This window comes from Aeromonas sp. CA23 (assembly GCF_002587065.1).
Classification (GTDB): Bacteria; Pseudomonadota; Gammaproteobacteria; order Enterobacterales; family Aeromonadaceae; genus Aeromonas; species Aeromonas bestiarum.
Genome location: NZ_CP023818.1, coordinates 3,028,346 through 3,052,082, shown reverse-complemented (window position 1 = coordinate 3,052,082; position 23,737 = coordinate 3,028,346). Strand labels below are relative to the sequence as shown.

Sequence of the window (23,737 nt, the reverse complement as noted above, 5' to 3'; positions counted from 1 at the left end):
GGCAAACCACTCAGTGGGGTGCAGGACGCTCCATCAGCTTGAAACTGGCGATGCGGCCCGCCAGCTCGCGAGCCAGCAGATCCAGCTCGGCGCTGTTCTGCTGCAAGGTTTCCGAATGCAGGCGATGGGCCTCGTACACCTCGCGTATGGTCATCACGTTGTGCTGTATGTCGTCGGTGACGTAGCGCTGCTCCTCGGTGGCCGTCGCCACCTGGGCCGTCATGTCGCTCACCTTGCGCACCTCGTTGACTATGTCGGTCAGCTCACTGCCCGCCCGCTTGGCCTCGGTCACGCTCAGGCCCGCCTGCTCTGTGCCCAGGTGCATGGCGGTGACCGCCTGATTGGCGCCCTGGCGCAAACGGACCAGCATACGCGCTATGTCATCCGCCGCCTGCTGGGTGCGGGAGGCGAGCGCCCTCACCTCTTCGGCCACCACCGCAAAACCGCGGCCTGACTCACCGGCACGGGCCGCTTCGATGGCGGCGTTGAGGGCCAGCAAATTGGTGCGATCCGAGATCTGCTTGATGAGGTTGAGCGCCTCGCCGACCGACTCTGTATCCTGATGCAGGCTGTCCACCAGTTGCTGGGTATCGATCAGGGTGCCCGCCACCTGCTGGATGGCGTCTATGGTCTGATCCACCTCTTTATCACCCTGACGGGCCCGGCCTATGGCCTGCTGGGTCGCCAGCGAGGTCTGGGTCGCGTTGCGCGCAATCTCGGCCACGGTGGAAGCCATCTCGGTGGCGGCGGTCGCCACCAGATCCACCTGACCAAAGCCCCGGACCACGCCGGCGTTGACCTCGGCTATCACGTCTGCCGACGCGGCGGCGCTGCGAGCCAGCACCTCGCAGGAGCGGCGTACCGCCAGCAACAGCCCCTCGAGATGTGTGAGGAAATGGTTCAGATCCCGTGCCAGCGCGCCCAGCTCGTCACCGGATTGCCAGTTGACCCGCACCGTCAGGTCATTCTCCTGCACCAGCCGTTTGAAGGTCTGGTGCAGGGCCATGAAGCCCAGATGCAGATCCCGCACCACCCGCCAGCAGACGAAGGTGGTCAGCGCCACGCACAGCAAGACACCTATGGCCGCCCACCAGAAGTCGCTGGCACTTTGGGCCCGCATCTGGCCGACCCGCTCGGACAGCTGCTGGTAGAGGCGATCCTCACTCTCCTTGAGCAGGCCAATTTTGTCGGTGCTCAAGGCAAACCAGGCCTCGGCATCGACCCCGAAGCCCCCGGTGGCCGCCTTGTCCAGCGCCAGTTTTTCCATGGCCGCCACCTTGGCCACCACGGGAGAGGCTAGGCTGTCGGCCAGCAGCTGACGCTGTGACGGGCTCGCCACCGCCTGGAAGCGCTCGAGATAGGTATTCTGGGCCGCCAGCAGGGAGATGAATTGCTGCAACAGCGCGGGGGTGAAGCCGTCACGACCGAACACATTGCTCAGGGTCGCCCGCTCCAGCCCCATGCGCTCCTTGCTCTGCAAGAAGGCGGCATAGGCATTGGTCTGCAGCGCTATGTCGGCATCCTGGCTGTTGAGGCTGACCTGGTCCACCACGGCCAGCAGCTGACTGATGAGACGGCTGTAGAAGCTGACCTGCTCCGCCACCTCGACCCCCAGCGCACTGACCCGTTCACGCATGGCGACAAGCCCGGTCAGCGCCTGTTGCACCTCTCCCAGCGCCAGCAGGGCGGGCTCCCCGTGAAAACGTGCCAGCAGGGTATCGACCAGCTTGCGCTGGGCGGGCAGAGCGTCGCGGAACTTGTTGCCGCCGGAGCCCAAAAAGCCCGCCGACATGCCGCGCTCCTTTTGCAATTCGTGGGCCAGTTGCGCCGCCTCCCGCACCACCTCGAGCGCGGCCTGCGCCTGCGCCATCTCCTGCTCGACCCGATAACGCTCATACACGTATCGGCCGGAGAAAAACAGCAAGGCCAGCAGCGGCAGGCAGACCACCAGCAACATCTTGTGCGCCAATCCCAGCTTATTCATCGTCGCTCCCCATTCCATTGTTGAAGTGGTCAATTATAAGCCCGAGTGTCGATAATAGAATCAGACACCTGTCTCATGGCTGCGGATGAGGGACAAGGGCCGGCTTTTTTGCCATAATGCCGCCTCATTTCACGCCGACCGAGATACCATGACCGACGCTGTTCACACCCTCAAGGGCCGTTTTCGTGGCTTTTACCCCGTCGTCATCGATGTTGAAACCGCCGGGTTCAATGCCAGAACCGACGCCTTGCTGGAAATCGCCGCCTATACCCTCAAGATGGATGAGGATGGCTGGCTTCTGCCCGACCAGATCTTTCATTTTCACGTCGAGCCATTCGAAGGCGCCAACCTGGAGAAGGCGGCGCTGGAGTTCACCGGCATAGATCCCTTCAATCCGCTGCGCGGTGCCGTCAGCGAGAGAGAAGCGCTGACCGAGATCTTCAAGGGCATTCGCAAGGGGATGAAGGAGCACGACTGCGGCCGCGCCATCATAGTGGCCCACAACGCCACCTTCGATCACGGCTTCGTGATGGCCGCCGCCGAACGCGCCGGCCTTAAGCGCAATCCGTTCCATCCGTTTGCCACCTTCGATACCGCCGCCCTCTCCGGCCTGGCACTGGGACAAACCGTGCTGGCCAAGGCGTGTCAGAGCGCCCGCATCCCGTTTGACAATAAAGAGGCGCACTCCGCCCTGTATGACACAGAACGCACTACCGAGCTGTTCTGTCATATCGTCAACCGCTGGAAGAGCCTGGGTGGCTGGCCACCGGCCCATCCGGACGAGGCCCCCGCCGACGATGCGAGCGAATAACCGGTTTGAGCAATGAGCAAGAAGGCTGCCCTGGCAGCCTTCTTCTATTGGGTTGGCGAGATCAAGCTGGTTTGACCAGAATGGCGAAAACAGGCCCATACAAGGCCGTTTTTCATCCCCACGCCCGTCTTGCTCCCCCAGCCCAGCCGGGAATGCTGCCAACAGGCGTTTTGCCTGATTTTTTACTCGACATTTGTCACGTTTTTCGCAAACTAACGGCCTTTCACACGACAGACAGCAACACAATCTATAAGGAAATCAAATGAATCCTGTTGTTATCGCAGTTGCGCTGATGCTGGTGCTCAGCCTGCTGCGGATCAATGTGGTGGTCTCCCTCTCCATCGGCGCCATCGTCGGCGGCCTGATCGGCGGACTCTCACTGCAGGAGACCCTCAGCACCTTTACCGGTGGTCTGGGTGGCGGCGCCGAAATCGCCCTCTCCTATGCCATGCTGGGGGCCTTTGCGGTCGCCATCTCCCGCTCCGGGATCACCGACCTGCTGGCCCGCAAGGTGATCAGCCAGCTCGGCAAGGATGCCAGCAGCTCTCGCATCCTCTGGGTCAAGAGCCTGCTGCTCACCTCGGTACTGGCGGTGTCCATCTCCTCCCAGAACCTGATCCCGGTGCACATCGCCTTCATTCCCATTCTGATCCCGCCGCTGCTGCACGTCATGGCCCAGATGCAGATCGACCGCCGTCAGGTGGCCTGCGTCATCACCTTCGGCCTGACCGCAACCTATATGCTGTTGCCGGTCGGTTTTGGCGGCATCTTCCTCAACAACATCCTGGCCAAGAACCTGATCGACAACGGCGTGCCGGTCGAGCACGGCCAGCTGCCGCTGGCGATGGCCATTCCTGTGCTGGGCATGTTCGTCGGTCTCTTGATCGCTGTCTTCATCAGCTACCGCAAGCCGCGCCAATATGATCTGGAAAAAATCCTGGCCGCCGAGCCGGAAGCGGTGGAGCTCAACCTCAACCACATCTGGGTGGCCCTGCTGGCCATAGGCGTGGCCCTGGGGCTGCAGCTGATGACCAACAGCATAGTGCTGGGGGCGCTGGCCGGTTTCGTCATCTTCACCTGCGGCGGCGTCATCAAGTTTCGCGAAAGCCAGGACGCCTTCACCCAGGGCGTGCGCATGATGTCCCTCATCGGTTTCATCATGATTTCCGCCGCCGGCTTCGCCGCCGTGATGAAGGCCACCCACGGGGTGGAGAGCCTGGTGCAGTCCGTCTCCGCGGTGATCGGGGACCAGAAAGGCCTCGCCGCCTTCCTGATGCTGCTGGTCGGCCTCTTGATCACCATGGGGATAGGCTCCTCCTTCTCCACAGTGCCCATCATAGCCACCATCTATGTACCGCTGTGCATCCACCTCGGCTTCTCGCCCATGGCCACCATAGCCCTGGTGGGCGCGGCTGGTGCGCTGGGTGATGCGGGCTCTCCCGCCTCCGACTCGACGCTCGGCCCCACCTCCGGCCTCAACGCCGACGGCCAGCACGACCACATCTGGGACAGCGTGGTGCCCACCTTCATCCACTACAACATACCGCTCATCATCTTCGGCTGGATTGCCGCCATGGTGCTCTGAGCCCCCGGACAAGATAGATGCAGACACGCAAAAGGCGACCTCAGGGTCGCCTTTTTGTTGTCCGTCATGTGCGCCAATCCTCCAGCCAGCCTCTGCCTCCTGCCTCTTTCCTCCAGTCTGTGACACCAGTGTTGGGGCAAGCCAGCGGTCGGTGGTGACAATCCCGAGCCAAACGTGCAGCGTCGTGATGCCTGCCAGCAGGACTCCCGTGCCAAGCCCTGAGGCAGAGGCAGAGGCAGAGGCAGAGGCAGAGGCAGAGGCAGAGGCAGAGGCAGTATGCTGGCGCTCCCTGACCAACACAATCCCGGCCTCTTGAGCTGAGCCAGTCCCCAGACCAGCCAAATGACAGGCAACAAAAAGGCCGCTCGATGAGCGGCCTTTTTATCAAGACTATCAGGACTTAGCTGTCGCGGCGCTTGTTGCCACCGAACTTGCGATCCTTGTTGAAGCCACCTTCACGGCGCTCCCCGCTCTTGTTGAACGGACGGTCACCGCTGGGGCGGCGATCCTTGTTGAAAGGACGATCGCTGCGCGGAGGACGGGGGGCAGTGTTGCTGCCGGCCGGCACTTCGGTGTAGCGGGTGATCATCAGCGGACGCTGACAAACACGGGCTTTCTTGATCACTTCCAGTACGTCGGCGGTCATGCCCTTGGGCAGATCGACGGTGGAGAAGTCATCGGCGATGTCGATGTTGCCGATGAAACGGCTCTCGATGTTCGCTTCGTTGGCGATGGCGCCCACGATCTGGCCCGGCTTGACGCCGTGATGGGCACCCACGTCTACGCGGTAACGCTCCATCTCTACATCAGGATTGTCTTTCAGCGGACGCGGCTCGAGGGACGGCATGCGACGGGCAGGACGATCACCACGGTCGGCGAAGTCACGACCACCGTCACGGCGTTCGAAGTCACGGCCACCACGATCGTTGCTCGGGCTGAACTGCGGCTCAGGGATGGACTCATCCAGCAGCAGCGGTTGGTCACCCTGCACCAGCTTGGCCAGTGCGGCAGCCAGCTCCAGCGGATCGGCAGAATCTTCTTCGATCAGCTCGTTCACCAGGTTGTGGTAGATCTCAAGCTCTTCGCCCATCATGGTTTCCCGGATGCGCTCTTTGAACTTGGTCATGCGGTGCTGGTTGATGTCCTCGGTGCTCGGCATCTTCATCGGCTCGATGGCCTGACGAGTGGCGTGCTCGATGGCGCGCAGCATGCGGCGCTCACGGGGAGCAACAAACAGGATGGCCTCACCCTTGCGACCAGCACGGCCGGTACGGCCGATACGGTGTACGTAGGATTCGGTATCGTACGGAATGTCGTAGTTCACCACGTGAGTGATGCGCTCAACGTCCAGACCACGGGCGACAACGTCGGTGGCGATCAGGATGTCCAGCTGGCCTTGACGCAGCTTGTCGACGGTGCGCTCACGCAGCTTCTGCGGGATGTCACCGTGCAGCGCTTCACAGGCGTGACCACGGGCGGCCAGTTTGCCAGCCAGCTCTTCGGCCGCGTTCTTGGTGCGCACGAAGACCAGTACGGCTTCGTACGGCTCGACTTCCAGCAGACGGGTCATGGCGTCCAGCTTGTGCAGACCGGTTACCTGCCAGTAACGCTGGCGGATAGTCGGTGCAGTGGACGTCTTGGTGATGATCTTGATCTCTTTCGGCTGCTTCAGGTGCTTCTGGGCAACACGACGGATCTGGTCCGGCATGGTGGCAGAGAAGAGCGCGACCTGACGAGTGCTCGGGCACTGTTCCATGATCCAGTCCACGTCGTCGATGAAGCCCATACGCAGCATTTCATCGGCTTCGTCCAGAACCAGGGCTTTCAGGCCGGAGAGGTCCAGGTTCTTGCGGCGGATCAGATCCATCACACGGCCAGGGGTACCCACGACAACCTGGGCACCACGGCGCAGGGCGCGGGTCTGGGTTTCGTAAGAGGAACCACCGTAGATGGGCAGGACATGGAAGTCCGGCATGTGCTTGGCGTAACGTTGGCACGCCTCGGCAACCTGCAGCGCCAGTTCACGGGTCGGTGCCAGCACCAAAACCTGGGTATTGCGGTTACCAGCTTCCAGACGAGACAACAGAGGCAAGGCAAAAGCAGCGGTCTTCCCTGTACCGGTTTGCGCCTGCCCCAGCAGATCGTGTCCCGCCATCAGGTGGGGAATTGCTGCGGCCTGGATCGGTGACGGGCGCTCATAGCCCACGTCCTGCAGCGCTTTCAATACAGGCGCGGCCAGTCCAAGCTCACTAAAAAGGGGCAGTTGTTCGGTATCAGACATAGATTCTTCCAGATTAAGGCAGGCGGCTAAGCACCGCGGAATAGCAAAAAGGCGGCGATTATAGCGCCACTTTGTTCTGCTGTCTTGAAAAATGTGATAAGCCTCTCAAGACGTTGGCAATTATAGAGGGATCTCGCGACTATGGCTTGCTTATTTTGCACTCATGGTGCGTTATTGCAGATCACTCCTCGCTGGAGTCCTTGCCCCGCTTGTGTTTGAGCACCGCCATGGTCAATCGACTGGTGCACAATAAACGCTCACGTTCGTCCCGAATTTCAATCTGCCACACCTGAGTCGTTGCCCCCAGATGCAGTGGCGAGCAACGCCCCGTCACCACCCCTTCCCGCTTGGCCCGCAGGTGGTTGGCATTCACTTCCAGTCCCACGCAGTAGCTGTCCGCGCCCACCGCCATGTTGGCGGCCAGGGATCCCAGCGTCTCCGCCAGCACCACGGACGCACCGCCGTGCAGCATGCCAAGGGGCTGATGAGTGCGGTGATCCACCGGCATGGTGGCCGCCAGCCAGTCAGGGCCAAAATCGGTGTAGACGATGTCGAGGTGGGCCATCAGGGTGTTGCGGGAACTGGCATTGAGCCCCTCCAGGCTCATGGGCTTGCGCCAGATGGCGCCGTTCTCTTGACTCATGGCGAGCAGACTCCTTGTGTGATCAACAGGTTATACATGAGCAGTGTCGGCGAAAAAGGGCTGGAAAAGAAGATGCCCCTATCAGGGGGCATCTTGCCAAGCCAGCTCCTGATGCCGGACTCTCACCAGGGATAGGTCACGCCGGGCCACTCGGCCCAGGGCTGCTCCCGCCCCGGCAGGCAGGGTTCGGGCCAGTGCCACACCTTGCCCAGCCAGAGCCGCAGCTCGGCTTCCAGCTCGGCTTCGGTGAGGGGGGCCTCGGCCAGCTTCCAGAAGAAGAGCTCCACCGCCACCTCCGGCAGGAGCGAGGGGTAGAGATAGACCCCGCCCCAAAATTGCGGCTCCCGATCCGGGCTCCAGAGGCCATAGGCGAACGAGCGCTTGGCCAGAAACTCGGAGCGCTGCCACTCCAGATCCCCCTCGTGCTGGCTCAGACTGAACTGGGCAGAGGGCCAGACGTCATCCGGGCGAAACAACTGATGCAGCTGCTCCCGCTCGCGCTGCATGGCCACAAACTCCACCACAGCCTGACTCTGGGCGACAGGCAACAGCAGGAAGTGCGGGTGCCGAAAGGCTTGCGGCACCCGAAATCGCTTGGGCAGCGTCAGCATCAGAGCAGTTCCAGCAGGGCCTGCAGCGGATGCTTGAGTTTCTCCCCCTCCATCCGCTTGACCTGGCTGCGGCACGAGTAACCTGTGGCCAGACAGCGATCTTTGGGCAGGCGGGAAAGCGGCTCTGCCCAGCTAAGCCCGTAGATCCCCTTGGAATTTTCCACCTGTTTGGCGTCGTGACCATAGGTGCCGGCCATGCCGCAGCAGCCCACAGACACAGGCTGCAAGCGGGCCCCAAAACGCTGGAACAAGGTGCCCCAGTCGCCGTGGGTCGAGGGCTTGGCGGTCTTCTCGGTGCAGTGGGCAAACAGATACCAGGGCTCGGCCTGCTCACCCTCGCTCACCCTGCTCTCAGGAGCGGGTAAAGAGAGCAGCCACTCCTGGGGCAGCAGCACCTGGAAGTCGCCACGGGCCGAACCCAGGGCCTTGGCATACTCGTCCCGATAGCAGAGCACCAGTGAAGGATCGACCCCCACCATGGGAATGCCCAGCGCCGCTATCTTGTTGAGGAACTGGGCACTGTTGGCCGCGGTGCGGGCAAAGGCACGCAGGAATCCCTTCACGTGCTGGGGCTTGCCGTTGGGCTTGAATGGCAGCAGATAGGGTTGCAGCCCAAGCTTGCTGGCAAGCTTCACCAAGTCCCGCACCACGGGGGCGTCGTAATAACTGGTGAAGGGATCCTGCACTATGAGCACCACGTTGGCACGCTGCTCCGGGCTCATGGCTTCGAGGCCCGGCAGGTCGAAATAGCGCGCCTTGTTGTCATGCAGGGATTCGGCCAGGGTCGGCACCGAGAGCAGGGGCACGTCCACCATGCCGATGCTCTTCTCGGTCGCCTTCTGGGCCCACTCTTTTTCCAGGAAGAAGTTGACCAGTTTCGGCGCCTTGGCCAGCAGGGGGGCATAGCTTTCGACGGTGCCGACGAAGTAATCCTTGGGGCCCCGCAGGTAGCGGCTGTGATAAAGCTGCATGAAACGGGCGCGGAAGGTGGGCACATCCACCTTGATGGGGCACTGGCTGGTGCAGGCCTTGCACGCCAGGCAGCCTTCCATCGCCTCCATCACCTCGTGGGAGAAGTCATACTGGCCGCGGGCGCGGGCCAGGGTGTTGCGAAACTTGTCGACAATGCTCTTGAAGCGCAGACCGCCACTTTGCAGCGCCACCTCCTCGGCCAGGGGATCGAAGCCCTGCTGTGCCAGCTGGCGCAGCCATTCGCGCATCAACCCGGCCCGGCCTTTCGGCGAGTGGCGACGGTCGCGGCTGATCTTGACCGAGGGGCACATGGGAGAATCTGTTTCGAAGGTGAAACAGAGACCGTTGCCGTTGCAATCCATGGCGCGGGTATAGCTTTCCCGCACCGCAATCGGGATCTGGCGGTCAAACTTGCCGCGCTTGGGCCCATCCACCGACACCAGTTCGGCCCCACTGCCATAAGGCATGCAGATCTTGCCCGGGTTGATGCGGTTAGCGGGGTCGAAAGCTCCCTTCACCCGCTGCAACTCCTCCCACAACTCGCCGAAGAAGGCGGGGCTGTATTCGGAGCGAAAACCCTTGCCGTGCTCGCCCCACATCAGGCCGCCATATTTGGCGGTGAGCGCCACCACCTGATCCGAGATGCGCCGCAGCAGCACCTCCTGCTCGGGATCGCACAAGTCCAGCGCCGGGCGCACGTGCAGCACGCCCGCATCGACGTGACCAAACATGCCGTAGTCGAGGCCGTGGCCATCGAGCAGGGCGCGAAATTCCATGATGAAGTCCGCCAGGGATTCCGGCGGCACGGCCGTGTCTTCGGTGAAGGCCACCGGCTTCTTGCGTCCCTCGGCGTTGCCAAGCAGCCCTACCGACTTCTTGCGCATGGCGTAGATGGTCTCGATGCTGGCCAGGTGGTTGCACACCTGATAGCCGATGATGCCCGCCTCGCCACGCGCCAACAGATCGTCGATACGGCGGCACAGCTCGGCCACCTTGGCTTGGTGCTCGCCCTCGTCGGTGTCGGCAAACTCGACGATGTTGAGCCCCTGCAGATCCTTGCCGGGCACGTCCTCAATGAAGGCCTTGACCGAATGCCAGATGATGTCGGCGCGAGCCAGCCCCAGCACCCGTGAGTCCACCGTCTCCACCGACAGGGCCTGCGCCTCCACCATAAAGGGGGCATTCCTGAGGGCTGACGGGAAGCTGTCGTACTTGACGTTGACCAGGGTGCGGTAGCGCGGAATGGCCGTGATGTTGAGTCTGGCTTCTGTGATGAAGCCCAGGGATCCTTCCGAGCCGCACAGCACCCGACTGACGTCCAGGGTGTCGGTCTCGGGGATATAAAGATGCTTGAGATCGTAACCGGTCAGAAAGCGGTTGAGCTTGGGGAAGGTCGCCTCTATGTCAGCGCGCCGTTCCTTGCCGATGCGATAGAGGGTGCGATAGATATCCCCCTCCCGGCTCTCAAGCGCCAGCTTGTCGGCGAGACGCGCGCCATTGACCGGCTCGGTCGCCATGATGTCGCCGTTCTCCAGCACTGCTTTCAGGCCAAGCACGTGATCCGAGGTCTTGCCGTAGACCAGCGACCCCTGCCCAGAGGCATCTGTGTTGACCATGCCCCCCAGGGTGGCGCGGTTGGAGGTGGAGAGATCCGGCGAGAAGAAGTAACCGTGGGGTTTGAGATAGGCGTTGAGCTGGTCTTTCACCACCCCGGCCTGGGCCCGCACCCAGCCCTCTTCCAGATTAATTTCCATGATCTGGTTCATATGGCGCGAGAGATCGACGATAATGCCGCCGCCCAAGGATTGACCATTGGTGCCGGTACCGCCGCCGCGAGGGAAGAAACTCAAGGTTGCGTACTCGGGCCCCTGGGCCAGCTTGAGCATCACCGCAATATCGTCCGCACTGCGCGGATAGAGAACCGCCTGAGGTACAACCTGATAGACGCTGTTATCCGTCGCCATCGCCAACCGGCTTGCATAAGACTTTTCGATATCACCACGAAATGCGCTGCGCTCTAGCAACTCAAGAAACTGCAGGGTTGCGGGTGACAAACTGTCCTGGTAATCGAGTCTCGGGATCATGAATCCTTGTTCCCATCCTTTGCTTGATGCCGGTACTCCGGCGACAACGACCGTTCGGGCCAGCCTCTTCGCGGGCCCCCGAACCAGTCCGCTCACATGTGAGCGGGCAGTATATCAGCTAGAAAACCGCTTGCGCGCGCAATCTTCACCATTTGAAAGGAGGACTTTTATGGCTCATTACAGCCATGTTATCAGTACGCTGATCCGCACCGAAAAACAGGCGCTGACCCTGTCGCTGTTCGGTTGCATCACCTTTGCCATCTTCGGCATCGGCTATGGCCTGTTCGTCGGCTCCAACGCCATCATGCTCGATGGCATCTTCACCCTGTTCAGCATGGGCATGACGGGGCTCGGGCTCATCACAGCCTATCTCGTTACCCGCCCCTCCGATGATCGCTTCCAGTACGGCTACGCCCACTTCGAGCCCATCACCAACGTCATCAACGGCGCCATCATTCTGCTGCTCTGCCTCGGCGCCTTCTACAGCGGCATCACCTCCCTGCTGGCGGGAGGCCGGGAGATCGATCTCGGCCACGCCCTCATCTACGCCGCCGTCTGCACCTTCTTCTGCGCCATCATCTATCGCATCGAAGCCCGGGTCGCCGAGCAGATTGACTCCGAGCTGGTGCGGGTCGACTCCAAGGAGTGGCTGGTGGATACCCTGCTCAGCGCCACCCTGCTGATCGGTTTCGTGGTGGCCATCGGGCTCGACGCCCTCGGCTACGGCCACTACAACCGCTACATAGATCCCGTGCTGGTCACCCTGCTGGCGCTGTGCGCCACCCTGATCCCCATCAAGGTACTGGGTCGCAACCTGCGGGAGGTGTTGAAGATAGCCCCCAAGGGCGATGTGCCCCGGCAAGTTGAGCAGGAGATCGAGGCCCTGCGCCTGCGCCATGGCATCGAGTGCTACAGCCATCTGGCGAAAAGCGGCCGCCGCTTCGATCTGGAATTGAACATTCTGGTGGCGCCGGGGCAGGAGTGGCCCATAGAGCGCCAGGATGCCCTGCGCCAGGAGCTCTGGTCCCGCCTCGGCGATACCCTGGGGGATGCCTGGCTCTCGGTCTGCTTCACCCGCGAGAAGCGCTGGTTGTAAAGACCGGTCGGGGGAGTGCGACCCGGTCGCCTCCCCCTGCGTCCTCACATCTTGATCGCTCTGTGCTTGTCAAATTAATCGCCCTGCGCTTGCCAACGCGCCGATTCCCGCTATCATCAGGGCTCATTTTTAACCCGAGGTTTTATTGCCCATCATGGACAATCCCCGAAGTTGCCCTTCGTTTCTCCCTGTCAAAATGTATCTGTTATTGCTCCACCAGCGCCTCTGAAAACACCCAAGTTTCGTGCTCCCACGGCCATTGTTCGCCGTCACTGACACCCGCTCTGTCTGTTTTTTTATTGAGGTCATTACATGGAATTGCTGCTGGATCCCCACATCTGGGTGGGTCTGTTTACCCTGATCATTCTGGAAATCGTGCTGGGGATCGACAACCTGGTCTTCATCGCCATCCTGGTGAAAAAACTGCCCCCCGCCCAGCGGGACAAGGCCCGCATCATAGGCCTGTCGCTGGCCCTGCTGATGCGTCTGGGCCTGCTGGCCGTGATGTCGTGGCTGGTGACCCTGACCGCCCCCATTCTTCAGCTCGGCGAGCTCGTCTTCTCCGGTCGGGATCTCATCCTGATGGGCGGCGGCTTGTTCCTGCTGTTCAAGGCCACCACAGAGCTGCACGAGCGGCTTGAGGCCAACCCCGAGTCCGGCGGCCACAGCGGCGTCTACGCCAGTTTCGGTGTTGTGGTGGCGCAGATCCTGGTGCTGGATGCCGTCTTCTCGCTGGATTCCATCATCACTGCGGTGGGCATGGTGGAACACCTGGGCGTCATGATGGCGGCCGTGACCATCGCCATGCTGGTGATGGTGCTCGCCTCCAAGCCCCTGACCCAGTTCGTCAACGCCCACCCGACCGTGGTGGTGCTCTGCCTGAGCTTCCTGTTGATGATCGGCTTCAGCCTGGTGGCGGAAGGGTTTGGCTTCCATATTCCCAAGGGCTACCTCTACGCGGCCATCGGCTTCTCGGTGCTGATCGAGTTCTTCAACCAGCTCTCCCAGCGCAGCGCCGAGCGCCACGAGGCCAAGCAGCCCCTGCGCGAGCGCACCACGGCCGCCATCTTCAAGCTGATGGGCAGCAAGGCATATCAGGACAGACCGGACGATGATCTGGATGCGCCGGCACCTGCACCGCTGAGCTTTGGCGAGGAGGAGCGTTACATGGTGACCGGGGTCTTGTCGCTGGCCGAGCGCTCCATCCGCACCATAATGACGCCGCGCTCCGACATGGCCTGGATCGACGTCAACGACTCGCCCGAGGAGATCCGCGCCCTGCTGCAACAAGAGCCTCACAGCCTGTTCCCGGTCTGTGACGGCGATCTGGACGAGATCATAGGCGTGGTCAAGGCGCGGGATCTGCTGTTTGCCCTCAACGAGGGGCAACCGTTGAGCGAGCTGGCCAAGCAGAACGACCCCATCATAGTGCCGCAGACCATCAACGTGATCCGGCTGCTGGCGGAGCTGCGCCAGGCCAAGGGCAGCCTGATCCTGGTCTCCGACGAGTTTGGCGTCATCCAGGGGCTGGTCACCACGCACGATCTGCTGGAGGCCATCGTCGGCGAACTGCCGGACGAGGACGAAACCCCGGACATGGTGCGCGACGGGGAAGGCTGGCTCATCAACGGCAGCACCAACATCCACCATGTGGAACAGGTGCTGGAACACGAGGGGCTGGTGAGCGAGAGCGACGAATACGTGACCCTGGCGGGCATGCTGCTCTCCCACTTCGGCTCCTTGCCCACCCCGGGCCAGCAGTTGCAACTGCAGCAGCTCTGCTTCGAGGTGGTCGAGGTGAGCGAGCGCCGTATCGAACGGGTACGGGTCATGCCGCTGGGGACCTGAGCCCCGGTCACATGAACAAGGAGGGCCGAGCAGGCCCTCTTTTTATGGCGCTGTTTGTTGCACTTTTTATTGCACGACACCGCAGCCAGATCTTCCCCTCCCAGTCCCTCAGCTGCCCGCTGGCGAGCCAGCGAACGCCATCCAGACCCTGTGCCGATGGATTGATGCCATTACTGCAATTCTTTTCTGCAATTACCCCCCTTTTTCACAGCAAGCCGCAGGGCTAGAGTGGCCTCACTCCCACCATGAGGAACTCAAGATGAGCCACGATCACCTGTTCTGCCCGCTGCGTCTGGGCCAGTTGCACCTTAACAACCGTATCGTCATGCCCCCCATGACCCGCTCCCGCGCCAGCCAACCCGGTGATGTGGCCAATGCCATGATGGCCACCTATTACGCCCAGCGCGCCGAGGCGGGCCTCATCATCAGCGAAGGCACCCAGGTAGACCCCATGGGCAAAGGCTATGCCTGGACGCCGGGGATCCACAGCGCCGAGCAAGTGGCCGGCTGGAAGGGGGTGACAGACGCGGTACACGCCAAGGGCGGCACCATCTTCGCCCAGCTCTGGCACGTGGGCCGGGTCACCCATACCGACAACCTGGGCGGCGCCCAGCCCATCTCGTCGTCGGCCATCAAGGCCGTGGGCGTCAGGGTGTTCGTCGATAACGGCAGCGATGCACCCGGCTTCGTGGAAACGGTCACCCCGCGCGCCATGACCCAGCAAGACATAGATGCAGTGGTGGGCCAGTTCCGCCAGGCAGCCCGCAACGCCATGCTGGCCGGCTTCGACGGCATAGAGCTGCACGCCGCCAACGGCTACCTCATCAACCAGTTCCTGGACTCCGAGTCCAACACCCGCACCGACAACTACGGCGGCTCGCTGGAAAATCGCCTGCGCTTCCTGAAAGAGGTGACAGAGGCGGTCAGTGCCGAAATCGGAGCAGACCGCGTCGGGGTGCGCCTCGCGCCGCTCACCACCCTCAACGGCACAGTGGATGCCAACCCGCAGCAGACCTATCTGGCCGCCGCCCGCTTGCTGGGGGAGCTTGATGTCGTCTACCTGCACATCGCCGAGGCGGACTGGGACGATGCCCCCCTGATGCCGGAAAACTTCAAGCAGGGGCTGCGGGACGCCTTCCCCAACACCCTCATCTATGCGGGCAAATACGATGGCGAGCGAGCACGGGCCGCCCTCCAGGCCGGTTGGGCCGACATGATTGGCTTTGGTCGCCCCTTCGTGGCCAACCCGGATCTGCCGAACCGGCTGCGCCACGGCTACCCGTTCGCCCCCCACGATCCGGCCACCCTGTTTGGTGGTGGCGAACAGGGGCTGACCGACTACCCGACCTATCAAGAGGCCACCGAGCCGCAATCGGCCTGATACCGGCCAGCGGCCCCTGTCGGCACATCAGCCTGTCGAAACGCAGCAGGCCCGCCATCACTGGCGGGCCTGCTGTTTTGTGTCGCCGACGCAACCGGCCGCACGAGACTAATAGAGGGCGACCCCGTAACAGGCGGCGTAACTCCTGATCTCCCGGGTGAGCCGTGCCTTGTCCGCCAGGCTGAGCCAGCTCGCCTCGACGGCATTGAGCGACAAGCGGCAGAGCTGATTCATGCTGGCGCCAAGATCATGGGCCAGGGCGTGGAAGTTCGCCGCCATGTAACCGCCGAAGTAGGCGGGATCGTCGGAGTTGATGGTGACGCAGAGCCCCTGCTCCAGCAGGGTGAGCACATTGTGATGGGCCATGCGGTCAAACACCTTGAGCCGGGTGTTGGAGAGGGGGCAGACGGTGAGCGGCAGCCGGGTATCGGCCAGATAGCGCAACAGTTCGGGATCCTCTGCCGAGCGCACCCCGTGATCGATGCGCCGCACCTGCAACTCATTGATGGCCTGCCAGATGTACTCGGCGGGCCCCTCTTCACCCGCGTGGGCCACCACCGGCAGCCCCAGCTCGCGGCAGCGGGCAAACACCCGGGCAAACTTGCTGGGCGGATTGCCCTTCTCCCCCGAGTCGAGGCCGATACCGTGAATGCGGCCGAGGAACGGCATCGCCTCAGCCAGGGTGGCGAAGGCGGCCTCTTCGCTCAGGTGGCGCAGAAAGCTCATGATAAGGCGCCAGCTGATGCCCAACTCCCGCTCCCCCGCCTGCAGCGCGCGTTCGATCCCGCCAAGCACGATGGCAAAGGGCACGCCGCGGGCGGTATGCGTCTGGGGGTCGAAGAAGATCTCCACATGCACCACCTTGTCGGCGGCGCAACGTTCCAGATAGGCCCAGGTGAGGTCGAAGAAATCCTGCTCGGTGACGAGCACGCTGGCGCCCAGGTAGTAGAGATCGAGGAAGGTTTGCAGGCAGTCAAAATCATAGGCGGCGCGCACGCTCTCCACATCGGGCCAGGGCAGGGCCACCCCGTTGCGTTTGGCCAGGGCAAACATCAGCTCGGGCTCGAGCGTTCCTTCAATATGCAGGTGCAACTCCAGCTTGGGCAAACCGGCAATAAAGTTATCCATGATGATGGCTCCATCAACACACAGACCGCGGGATCTGCCACTCGCAGAGCGGATCCCTCCCCTCTTCTGCTCATTGTGCACCTATCTCTGATTGTGGGGGAGACTTGTCATCAAACAGACTTATAATGGCGTCACAAAAACAACATAACTGATTGAAGATATTAAGAGTTGGCGCAACTTTCCGCCGCCTCTTGCGCCTACACAAGGAGTCCCCATGAAGAAAAGTGTCATCTGTGACATCGACGGCGTCATACTGCACAACAACGATCTGGTGCCCGGTGCCGACCGCTTCGTCCATCGCCTGCTGGAGCAGGGCAGCAAGCTGTTGTTCCTCACCAACTACCCGGCCCAGACCCAGAAAGATCTGCAAAACCGCTTCCGCTCCGCCGGGATCGAGGTGCCGGAAGAGTGCTTCTACACCTCCGCCATGGGCACCGCCGATTTTCTCAAACGCCAGGATGGCAAGAAGGCCTATGTGATTGGCGAGGGGGCCCTGACCCACGAGCTCTACAAGGCCGGCTTCACCATCACCGACATAGACCCCGACTTCGTGGTGGTGGGCGAGACCCGCAACTACAACTGGACCATGATGCAGCTGGGGGCCAAGTTCGTCGATCAGGGGGCCCGCTTCATCGCCACCAACCCGGATACCCACGGCCCCATGATGCACCCGGCCTGCGGCGCCCTCTGCGCCCCCATAGAACGGATGACCGGCAAGAAGCCCTTCTACGTGGGCAAACCGAGCGCCTGGATCATACGGGCGGCGCTCAACCGGATGGAGGCCCACTCCGATGACACCGTCATCATAGGCGACAACCTGCGCACCGATATTCTGGCTGGCTTCCAGGCCGGTCTCGAAACCGTGCTGGTGCTCTCCGGGGTGAGCAAGGTGGCGGATATCGATCGCATGCCGTTTCGCCCGAACCACATCTTCGACTCGGTCGTGGACATAGACATCGTCTGATCGCCGGCCCGGGCATGGCGCCGCCATGCCCGTCGTCAGGCCGTCACCAGCATCTAGCCGGGGCTGACCCGCAGCCCCCGAAGGACGCGAAATGGAACCAATGATGATCGCCGTGGCCTTCGGGTGCGGCATGCTGGTCAACCTCATAGGGTTGCCACCCCTGCTGGGCTTTCTGGCCGCCGGCTTCCTCCTCAACGGCATGGGCTATCACAACACCTTGGCACTGAACGAGGTCGCCGATCTCGGGGTCACCCTGCTGCTGTTCACCATAGGTCTCAAGCTCAACGTCAAGACCCTGATGCGGCGCGATGTGTGGGGCACCACCAGCGTCCATCTGCTCTGCTCCACCCTGCTGTTTGCCGTGGTTCTGCTGGTGTGCAAGGGGCTGGGGCTCGCGCTGGCCCTGTCGCTGGACTGGAAGCTGGCGCTGCTGCTCGGCTTTGCCCTCTCCTTCTCCAGCACCGTCTTTGCGGTCAAGGTGCTGGAGGATCGCAGCGACATGAATGCCCTCTACGCCCGGCTCGCCATCGGGGTGCTGGTTATGCAGGATGTGTTCGCGGTGGCCTTTCTGGCGTTTTCCAGCGGCCAGTGGCCCAGCATCTGGGCGCTCTGGGTGCTCGGTTTGCCGCTGCTGCGCCCCTTGCTGTTCAAACTCCTGGAGCGGGCCGGCCACGGCGAGCTGCAGGTGCTGTTCGGGATCTTCCTGGCGCTGGTGGTGGGCGCCGCCGGTTTTGAGGTGGTGGGGCTCAAGCCCGATCTGGGGGCGCTCATCATCGGCATGATGCTGGCCTCGCACCCGGCCGCCGCCGGGCTGGCCAAGGCGCTGTTCAACCTCAAAGACCTCTTCCTCGTCTGCTTCTTCCTGACCATAGGTCTCAACGGCCTGCCGACCCACGATACCATGCTGCTGGCGCTGGCACTGGTGCTGGCGCTGCCGCTCAAGAGCGCGCTCTACTACCTGGTCTACAGCGGTGCCCACCTGCGGGTGCGTACCGCCCTGCTCTCCACCCTGGCGCTCACCAACTTCTCGGAGTTTGGCCTGATCGTGGCCGCCATCGCCGCCAAGGCGGGGTGGATCTCCCACGAGTGGCTGGTCGCCCTTTCACTGGCGCTGGCGGCAAGCTTCATGATCTCGGCACCGCTCAACAGCCAGAGCGAGCGGATCTACCACAGACTCGGCAGCTGGCTGCGCGGGATCCAGGCCAACACCCTGCACCCGGAGGACAGGCCCATCGAACTCGGCGATGCCGAGGTGATCATCCTCGGCATGGGCCGCATCGGCCAGGGCGCCTACTTCGAGCTGGAGAACAAGTACGGCACAGTGATCCTCGGGGTGGAGAACGACAGCGAGAAGCTGCCCACCCTGCGCGCCCAGGGGATGAACGTCATCGAGGGAGACGCCACCGATACCGACTTCTGGGACAAGGTACTGCTCTCCAACCAGGTCAACCTGGTGCTGCTGGCCATGCCCCACCACTCGGGCAATCTCTACGCCATCGAGAAGCTGCGCAGCCACGGCTTTGGCGGCAAGATAGCGGCCATAGTACGCTTCGAGGATGACATAGCCTCCCTGCGCGAACAGGGGGTGGATGCTGTGTTCAACGTCTACGACGAGGCGGGCAGCGGCTTCGCCCGCCACGTCATCAAGCGGTTGCAGCCACGCTGACGACGCTTGGCAAGGTGAGACGTATCGTTTACGTTATGCACAACTGTGTTTAATAAAACGAACAAACGCGGGACCAGTATGGTCCCGCTTTTATATCCTTGCCAAGGAGGCACCATGAAGACCCTCAACGACTGGATCCTGCTCAGCAGCCACCAGGCCGCCCCCGCCCCGCTGATACCCGCCCCCGAGCGCATTAAAGCGGGCAACCCGGCGCAAACTGTCTGGAACCACTACTCGGATCCGAGCCAGCAGTTTCACGTGGGCTTCTGGGCCTGCGAACCCGGCCGCTGGGCCATCCACTACACGGAGCACGAGTATTGCCAGCTGCAGGAAGGGGATGTGGTGATCCACGACAGTCAGGGCGGCCAGCTTGCCCTCAAACCAGGGGATCAGTTCATTATTCCGGCAGGCTTTGTCGGGCAGTGGGAGACACTCACCCCCTGTCGCAAGCTCTATGTGATCTTCGAGCCCGCCACCGCTTGACGCGCGCGTCAAGTCGCCCCTCGGAACCCGCCGCTTGATGCCCCCGTCGACTTGACGTTTGCGGCATGATTTTGTGCGGTTTTCCCGCTTGCAAAAGGTTTTTGCGCTAGGCATTGTGATTGGCGAGGAATGTAAATGGAATTTCGAGCCCGTTCGTGGGGGGCTCCTATAAAAATCAAGAGGATTACCGCCAATGTGTTCTATTTTCGGCATTCTGGACATCAAATCCGATGCAGCAGCCTTGCGCAAATCGGCCCTGGAGATGTCCAAGCGATTGCGTCACCGCGGTCCTGACTGGTCCGGCGTCTACAGCACAGACAAAGCCATACTGGTGCACGAGCGCCTGGCCATCGTCGATCCGGGCAATGGCGCCCAGCCGCTCTACAACCCGGAGCGCACTCACGTATTGGCCGTCAACGGCGAGATCTACAACCACAAGGAACTCGAGAAGAACCTCAAGGTCGACTTCAAGTTCCAGACCCACTCTGATTGCGAGGTGCTGCTGGCCCTCTACAAGGAGAAGGGCCCCGCCTTTTTGGACGATCTCAACGGCATCTTCGCCTTCATCCTCTATGACGCAGAGCAGGATGCCTACCTGATTGGTCGTGACCACATGGGGATCATCCCCCTTTATACCGGTCGCGACGAGCACGGCAACTTCTATGTCGCCTCCGAGATGAAAGCCCTGGTGCCCGTGTGCAAGAGCGTCGAAACCTTCCCGCCGGGACATTACCTGTGGAGCAAGGATGGCGAGCTCAAACAGTGGTACAAGCGTGACTGGATGGAGTACGGCGCGGTCGAGCACAAGGTCAGCGACCGGGCTGAACTGAAAGCCGCGCTGGAAGCGGCGGTCAAGCGCCAGCTGATGTGTGACGTGCCCTATGGCGTGTTGCTCTCCGGCGGGCTGGATTCGTCCGTCATCTCCGCCATCACCAAGATCTATGCCGCCCGCCGGGTGGAAGACGATGGCAAGAGCGAAGCCTGGTGGCCCCAGCTGCACTCCTTCGCAGTCGGCCTGGAAGGCTCGCCGGATCTCGCCGCCGCCCGCAAGGTGGCCGATCACCTCGGCACCATCCACCACCAGATCCACTTCACCGTGCAAGAAGGGCTGGATGCCCTGCGCGACGTCATCTATCACCTCGAGACCTATGACGTCACCACCATCCGCGCCTCCACCCCCATGTACCTGATGGCCCGTTACATCAAGGCGATGGGGATCAAGATGGTGCTGTCGGGCGAGGGCTCGGACGAGCTGTTCGGCGGCTACCTCTACTTCCACAAGGCGCCGAACGCCAAAGAGTTCCACGAGGAGAACGTGCGCAAGCTCGCCTCCCTGCATCTCTATGACTGCCTGCGGGCCAACAAGTCCATGGCCGCCTGGGGCGTGGAGGGTCGCGTGCCCTTCCTCGACAAGGAGTTCATGGACGTGGCGATGCGCCTCAACCCTGCCGACAAGATGTGCGGCAACGGCAAGATCGAGAAGCACATACTGCGGGAAGCCTTCGAGGAGCTGTTGCCCCACGAGGTGGCCTGGCGCCAGAAGGAGCAGTTCTCCGACGGCGTGGGCTACTCCTGGATCGACAGCCTCAAGGCCATGGTCGAGACCGAAGTGACGGATCAGATGTTTGAGGCGGCGGCGTTCCGCTTCCCCGTCAACACACCGCTCACCAAGGAGGCCTACTACTACCGCGCCATCTTCGACGAGCACTTCCCGCTGGAGTCCGCCGCCCGTACCGTGCCCTACGGCAAGTCGGTCGCCTGCTCCACTCCGACTGCTCTTGAGTGGGATGCCAAGTTCAAGGAGATGGCAGACCCCTCCGGTCGCGCCGTGATGGACGTCCACCAGCAGAGTTACTGATCCGCTGACGGATATCCTGGCCAACCAGCCAACAACAAAGCCCCTCGCGAGGGGCTTTATTTTTTGGCCATGGCGATGGCGCTCGTCAGCTCAGCTGGCCGATGTTGCCGCGTTGAGCGACATCAATCCTTTTTCGCCTTGTTGGCAAAGAAGATATCGGCCTGAATATCCTGAGTGCGGACGGTGAAGACCTGGTTGGTCAGATCGTCGGTCAGTGCTTCCGCATCCTTCATCACCCGCAGATTGAAGTCGTTGAGCATACGGTTGGCGGCGGCCTTGTCTGCTTTGACCGTTTTCAGATAGCTGGCTTCCATCTCTTTCTGCTCGTTGGCGATCTTCGCCTCCCAGCTCTGGTAAGCCTGCTTCACCATGGGCGCCAGCTTGGGGTAATCCGTCATCACCAGGGTCTGCAGTTTGCGATATTTCCAGTAGATGGAGTCGCTGTCCGCCTTGTCGCTGCCCAGGGCATAGTGGGCTGGATAGGCCTCCAGACCGCTGTAATAGGGAACGAAGGCGGTCAAGTCCGCCATGCCGAGGCCCACATAGGTCACCTCCCCCACCTCGCGCGGCATCCAGGGGCGCACCTGCATCACATGGGCCTCGTAGGTGCGAAATACGCTGATGGGGCGCCACGGCTCCTGGCCATTCAACCCTTTGCCGTAAGGATCGTGCTCGGTGCCGTCATAGTGATTGCGCAGCACCGCCTTGACCTCATCCAGGGTCATTTTCTTCTCGGGGGTCAGGGTGATCGGAAACTGGCGACCGGCCTCCACCGCCTGCTTGAGCGAGGGGTTGAACATCTGCTGTATGGTCCAGACCCGGGGATCGTTATAGGTGCGATCCCGCTCGTCGTCACGGGTATAGGCTTTCGAGAAATTGAACTTCCCATCCCTTTGTGGCTGGTAGAGCCCCTTTTCGGTGGCAAACTCGACCAGATTTTTCGAGCCCATCATGTCGGCACTCTTGGGATCGTACTGCTGCAGGCGACCCTGATTGCCAGAAGCAAAATACTGGTCCTTGGGCAGGCGCTGCGCCATCCAGTGGTGACCGGTGGCTGTCTCCAGATACCAGAGCTCGTTGTCATCCACCACGGCGACGCCAAACCCCTCCCCCGCCCCCAGGGTCTCTATGATGTTGCCCAGCAGGGCGACCGCCTCGCGGGCCGAGGTGGCGCGCGAAAGCAGCACATCGGGAATATCATCCTCGGTGATGCCCTTGTCCTCGACATAGGGATCGAAGGCGAGCGCCTCGGGTGAAGCGAAAATGGATTCGGTGCCGCTCACCCCGACGCCTTTCTCGTTGAAGCCTGTTGCGCCGTGCAGCTGGGTCTTCCAGTTCGGCACAGTGGTGTAACGCAGGGAGTTTTTCGGCAGGGGATAGCTGAAATCATTGGCGCCGTTGTGGGCTTTGGAACTGTGCACACCGCTCTGCCCCTGTTTCGCCGGATGGATCACGAAATGCTGGGCTTTCAGCGCATCGCTGTCGGCGCTGCGGGCCACCATCATGGAGCCATCGGCGCTGGCCTCGCTGCCGACCAGCAAGGTGGTACAGGCGAACGCCGACGAGAAGAGAGCAAGGTTGATGGAGAGTGCGACGACGCACTTCTTGAAGGAATGCATGATATCTCCTTGTTGCAAAATAAACGTGAAATGCCCCTTCCCATCTAGTGATGGATATAGCTGACAGGGTGACACGCTCGATAAACCTGAATGCCATGCGCCATGTCGACGGGTTATCAATGCCGCTAACTGTTGATGCCCATGACAATTTTCAAAGGAAGGTTAATTCTCGATACGCAACCGGTTCGCATCTATTATGGGTGCGACGATGTTAGGTTTTATCGACTATCACAAACGTGATAACAGGCTCAAAACACCAAAAAAATATTAAATATCAATTTAAAGTATCGATATGCACAACCAACACAGCGCAAGCATGACACTTCCCGGCGCTCGCCAAGGAGTGAGCTGAACCACAGCTGTATCACCAACACAGATGGAACCTCAGCAAAACAATATTTTATATATGGGTTCGGTCAAATATACAGAGATATGAAATCCACCTTTATCGCCAGCGTGACGGGTATTATGTCCCATGGCACTGAATACCAGCGCGCACATGACGGCCGCGTATTATTCGCCATTTTCCCGCATCAATATCCCAAGGGACGGGAGCTGTATTCCACTCTCCTCATTTCATTCCCTGAAGCAGCCAGCGGCCAACACGGCCACACCGACAAAGGCACCTTTCTGACCCATCATTCCCATTTTTCGCATATGCCCTGCCACTCTTGCCGCTTGGCGAAGGGGTTCGCTCGTGTCACATTGTTGCGGCTTGGAAGC

Annotated in this window: 16 protein-coding genes; 9 read left to right on the top strand and 7 right to left on the bottom strand. The window is 61.5% G+C overall.

Annotated features, from left to right (window positions below; all coding sequences use genetic code 11):
* Window positions 1-10: 10 nt before the first annotated feature.
* A complete protein-coding gene (locus tag CK910_RS14290; protein ID WP_098983760.1) occupies window positions 11-1,984 on the bottom strand; it encodes a methyl-accepting chemotaxis protein in 1,974 nt (657 codons plus the stop codon).
* A gap of 148 nt (window positions 1,985-2,132) precedes the next feature.
* Here CK910_RS14290 and rnt point away from each other — a divergent pair, with 148 nt between their 5' ends.
* Together rnt and CK910_RS14280 are read left to right on the top strand one after the other, a co-directional pair.
* Window positions 2,133-2,795, top strand: a complete 663-nt coding sequence (gene rnt / locus CK910_RS14285) for a ribonuclease T (RefSeq protein WP_172955319.1) — start codon at window positions 2,133-2,135, stop codon at window positions 2,793-2,795.
* Between the two features lie 262 nt (window positions 2,796-3,057).
* Window positions 3,058-4,380: a Na+/H+ antiporter family protein gene (locus CK910_RS14280; protein WP_043141290.1), complete on the top strand. Its 1,323-nt coding sequence runs from the start codon at window positions 3,058-3,060 to the stop codon at window positions 4,378-4,380.
* A gap of 400 nt (window positions 4,381-4,780) precedes the next feature.
* Here CK910_RS14280 and CK910_RS14275 read toward each other — a convergent pair whose 3' ends face one another.
* From CK910_RS14275 to ydiJ, 4 genes are all read right to left on the bottom strand, one after another.
* On the bottom strand, window positions 4,781-6,661 hold the full coding sequence (locus CK910_RS14275; protein WP_098983758.1) for a DEAD/DEAH box helicase: 1,881 nt from the start codon (window positions 6,659-6,661) through the stop codon (window positions 4,781-4,783).
* A gap of 181 nt (window positions 6,662-6,842) precedes the next feature.
* Window positions 6,843-7,304, bottom strand: coding sequence for a hotdog fold thioesterase (locus CK910_RS14270; protein WP_098983757.1), 462 nt, complete (start codon window positions 7,302-7,304; stop codon window positions 6,843-6,845).
* Between the two features lie 122 nt (window positions 7,305-7,426).
* The gene (locus CK910_RS14265; protein ID WP_098983756.1) at window positions 7,427-7,915 is read right to left on the bottom strand and encodes a hypothetical protein; all 489 of its coding nucleotides are present in this window, start codon (window positions 7,913-7,915) and stop codon (window positions 7,427-7,429) included.
* Window positions 7,915-10,971: a D-2-hydroxyglutarate dehydrogenase YdiJ gene (gene ydiJ, locus CK910_RS14260; RefSeq protein WP_172955318.1), complete on the bottom strand. Its 3,057-nt coding sequence runs from the start codon at window positions 10,969-10,971 to the stop codon at window positions 7,915-7,917. The genes CK910_RS14265 and ydiJ overlap by 1 nt, the downstream gene beginning before the upstream one ends.
* Before the next feature lie 169 nt (window positions 10,972-11,140).
* Here ydiJ and CK910_RS14255 point away from each other — a divergent pair, with 169 nt between their 5' ends.
* The 3 genes from CK910_RS14255 to CK910_RS14245 all read left to right on the top strand — a co-directional run bounded on the left by CK910_RS14255 (window position 11,141) and on the right by CK910_RS14245 (window position 15,296).
* On the top strand, window positions 11,141-12,067 hold the full coding sequence (locus CK910_RS14255; RefSeq protein ID WP_098983754.1) for a cation diffusion facilitator family transporter: 927 nt from the start codon (window positions 11,141-11,143) through the stop codon (window positions 12,065-12,067).
* 312 nt (window positions 12,068-12,379) lie between these two features.
* Window positions 12,380-13,915 (top strand): TerC family protein, encoded by a 1,536-nt coding sequence (locus CK910_RS14250; RefSeq protein ID WP_098983753.1) that lies wholly within the window; start codon window positions 12,380-12,382, stop codon window positions 13,913-13,915.
* Between the two features lie 259 nt (window positions 13,916-14,174).
* Window positions 14,175-15,296, top strand: a complete 1,122-nt coding sequence (locus CK910_RS14245; RefSeq protein ID WP_098983752.1) for an alkene reductase — start codon at window positions 14,175-14,177, stop codon at window positions 15,294-15,296.
* Window positions 15,297-15,404: 108 nt separating this feature from the next.
* Here CK910_RS14245 and CK910_RS14240 read toward each other — a convergent pair whose 3' ends face one another.
* A complete protein-coding gene (locus tag CK910_RS14240) occupies window positions 15,405-16,424 on the bottom strand; it encodes an adenosine deaminase (RefSeq protein WP_098983751.1) in 1,020 nt (339 codons plus the stop codon).
* A gap of 214 nt (window positions 16,425-16,638) precedes the next feature.
* Here CK910_RS14240 and CK910_RS14235 point away from each other — a divergent pair, with 214 nt between their 5' ends.
* From CK910_RS14235 to asnB, 4 genes are all read left to right on the top strand, one after another.
* Entirely contained in the window at window positions 16,639-17,388 is a 750-nt protein-coding gene (locus CK910_RS14235; RefSeq protein WP_043139434.1) for an HAD-IIA family hydrolase, read from the top strand.
* Between the two features lie 91 nt (window positions 17,389-17,479).
* Complete coding sequence (locus CK910_RS14230) at window positions 17,480-19,054, top strand: cation:proton antiporter family protein (protein WP_098983750.1); 1,575 nt, start codon at window positions 17,480-17,482, stop codon at window positions 19,052-19,054.
* 114 nt (window positions 19,055-19,168) lie between these two features.
* Window positions 19,169-19,537 carry a cupin domain-containing protein gene (locus CK910_RS14225; protein ID WP_098983749.1) on the top strand — a complete coding sequence of 123 codons (369 nt, stop codon included), beginning with the start codon at window positions 19,169-19,171 and terminating at the stop codon, window positions 19,535-19,537.
* 193 nt (window positions 19,538-19,730) lie between these two features.
* Window positions 19,731-21,395 (top strand): asparagine synthase B, encoded by a 1,665-nt coding sequence (gene asnB, locus CK910_RS14220; RefSeq protein ID WP_098983748.1) that lies wholly within the window; start codon window positions 19,731-19,733, stop codon window positions 21,393-21,395.
* A 122-nt stretch (window positions 21,396-21,517) separates the two neighbouring features.
* On the opposite strand, the gene CK910_RS14215 is transcribed toward asnB, so the two are convergent.
* Entirely contained in the window at window positions 21,518-23,014 is a 1,497-nt protein-coding gene (locus tag CK910_RS14215; protein WP_098983747.1) for a C69 family dipeptidase, read from the bottom strand.
* Window positions 23,015-23,737: the final 723 nt, after the last annotated feature.

What these genes read in the sequence shown, in the direction of transcription:
- CK910_RS14290 (WP_098983760.1), bottom strand. Translation starts at nt 1,984, where the DNA reads ATGAATAAGCTGGGATTGGCGCACAAGATGTTGCTGGTGGTCTGCCTG.
- rnt (WP_172955319.1), top strand. Translation starts at nt 2,133, where the DNA reads ATGACCGACGCTGTTCACACCCTCAAGGGCCGTTTTCGTGGCTTTTAC.
- CK910_RS14280 (WP_043141290.1), top strand. Translation starts at nt 3,058, where the DNA reads ATGAATCCTGTTGTTATCGCAGTTGCGCTGATGCTGGTGCTCAGCCTG.
- CK910_RS14275 (WP_098983758.1), bottom strand. Translation starts at nt 6,661, where the DNA reads ATGTCTGATACCGAACAACTGCCCCTTTTTAGTGAGCTTGGACTGGCC.
- CK910_RS14270 (WP_098983757.1), bottom strand. Translation starts at nt 7,304, where the DNA reads ATGAGTCAAGAGAACGGCGCCATCTGGCGCAAGCCCATGAGCCTGGAG.
- CK910_RS14265 (WP_098983756.1), bottom strand. Translation starts at nt 7,915, where the DNA reads ATGCTGACGCTGCCCAAGCGATTTCGGGTGCCGCAAGCCTTTCGGCAC.
- ydiJ (WP_172955318.1), bottom strand. Translation starts at nt 10,971, where the DNA reads ATGATCCCGAGACTCGATTACCAGGACAGTTTGTCACCCGCAACCCTG.
- CK910_RS14255 (WP_098983754.1), top strand. Translation starts at nt 11,141, where the DNA reads ATGGCTCATTACAGCCATGTTATCAGTACGCTGATCCGCACCGAAAAA.
- CK910_RS14250 (WP_098983753.1), top strand. Translation starts at nt 12,380, where the DNA reads ATGGAATTGCTGCTGGATCCCCACATCTGGGTGGGTCTGTTTACCCTG.
- CK910_RS14245 (WP_098983752.1), top strand. Translation starts at nt 14,175, where the DNA reads ATGAGCCACGATCACCTGTTCTGCCCGCTGCGTCTGGGCCAGTTGCAC.
- CK910_RS14240 (WP_098983751.1), bottom strand. Translation starts at nt 16,424, where the DNA reads ATGGATAACTTTATTGCCGGTTTGCCCAAGCTGGAGTTGCACCTGCAT.
- CK910_RS14235 (WP_043139434.1), top strand. Translation starts at nt 16,639, where the DNA reads ATGAAGAAAAGTGTCATCTGTGACATCGACGGCGTCATACTGCACAAC.
- CK910_RS14230 (WP_098983750.1), top strand. Translation starts at nt 17,480, where the DNA reads ATGGAACCAATGATGATCGCCGTGGCCTTCGGGTGCGGCATGCTGGTC.
- CK910_RS14225 (WP_098983749.1), top strand. Translation starts at nt 19,169, where the DNA reads ATGAAGACCCTCAACGACTGGATCCTGCTCAGCAGCCACCAGGCCGCC.
- asnB (WP_098983748.1), top strand. Translation starts at nt 19,731, where the DNA reads ATGTGTTCTATTTTCGGCATTCTGGACATCAAATCCGATGCAGCAGCC.
- CK910_RS14215 (WP_098983747.1), bottom strand. Translation starts at nt 23,014, where the DNA reads ATGCATTCCTTCAAGAAGTGCGTCGTCGCACTCTCCATCAACCTTGCT.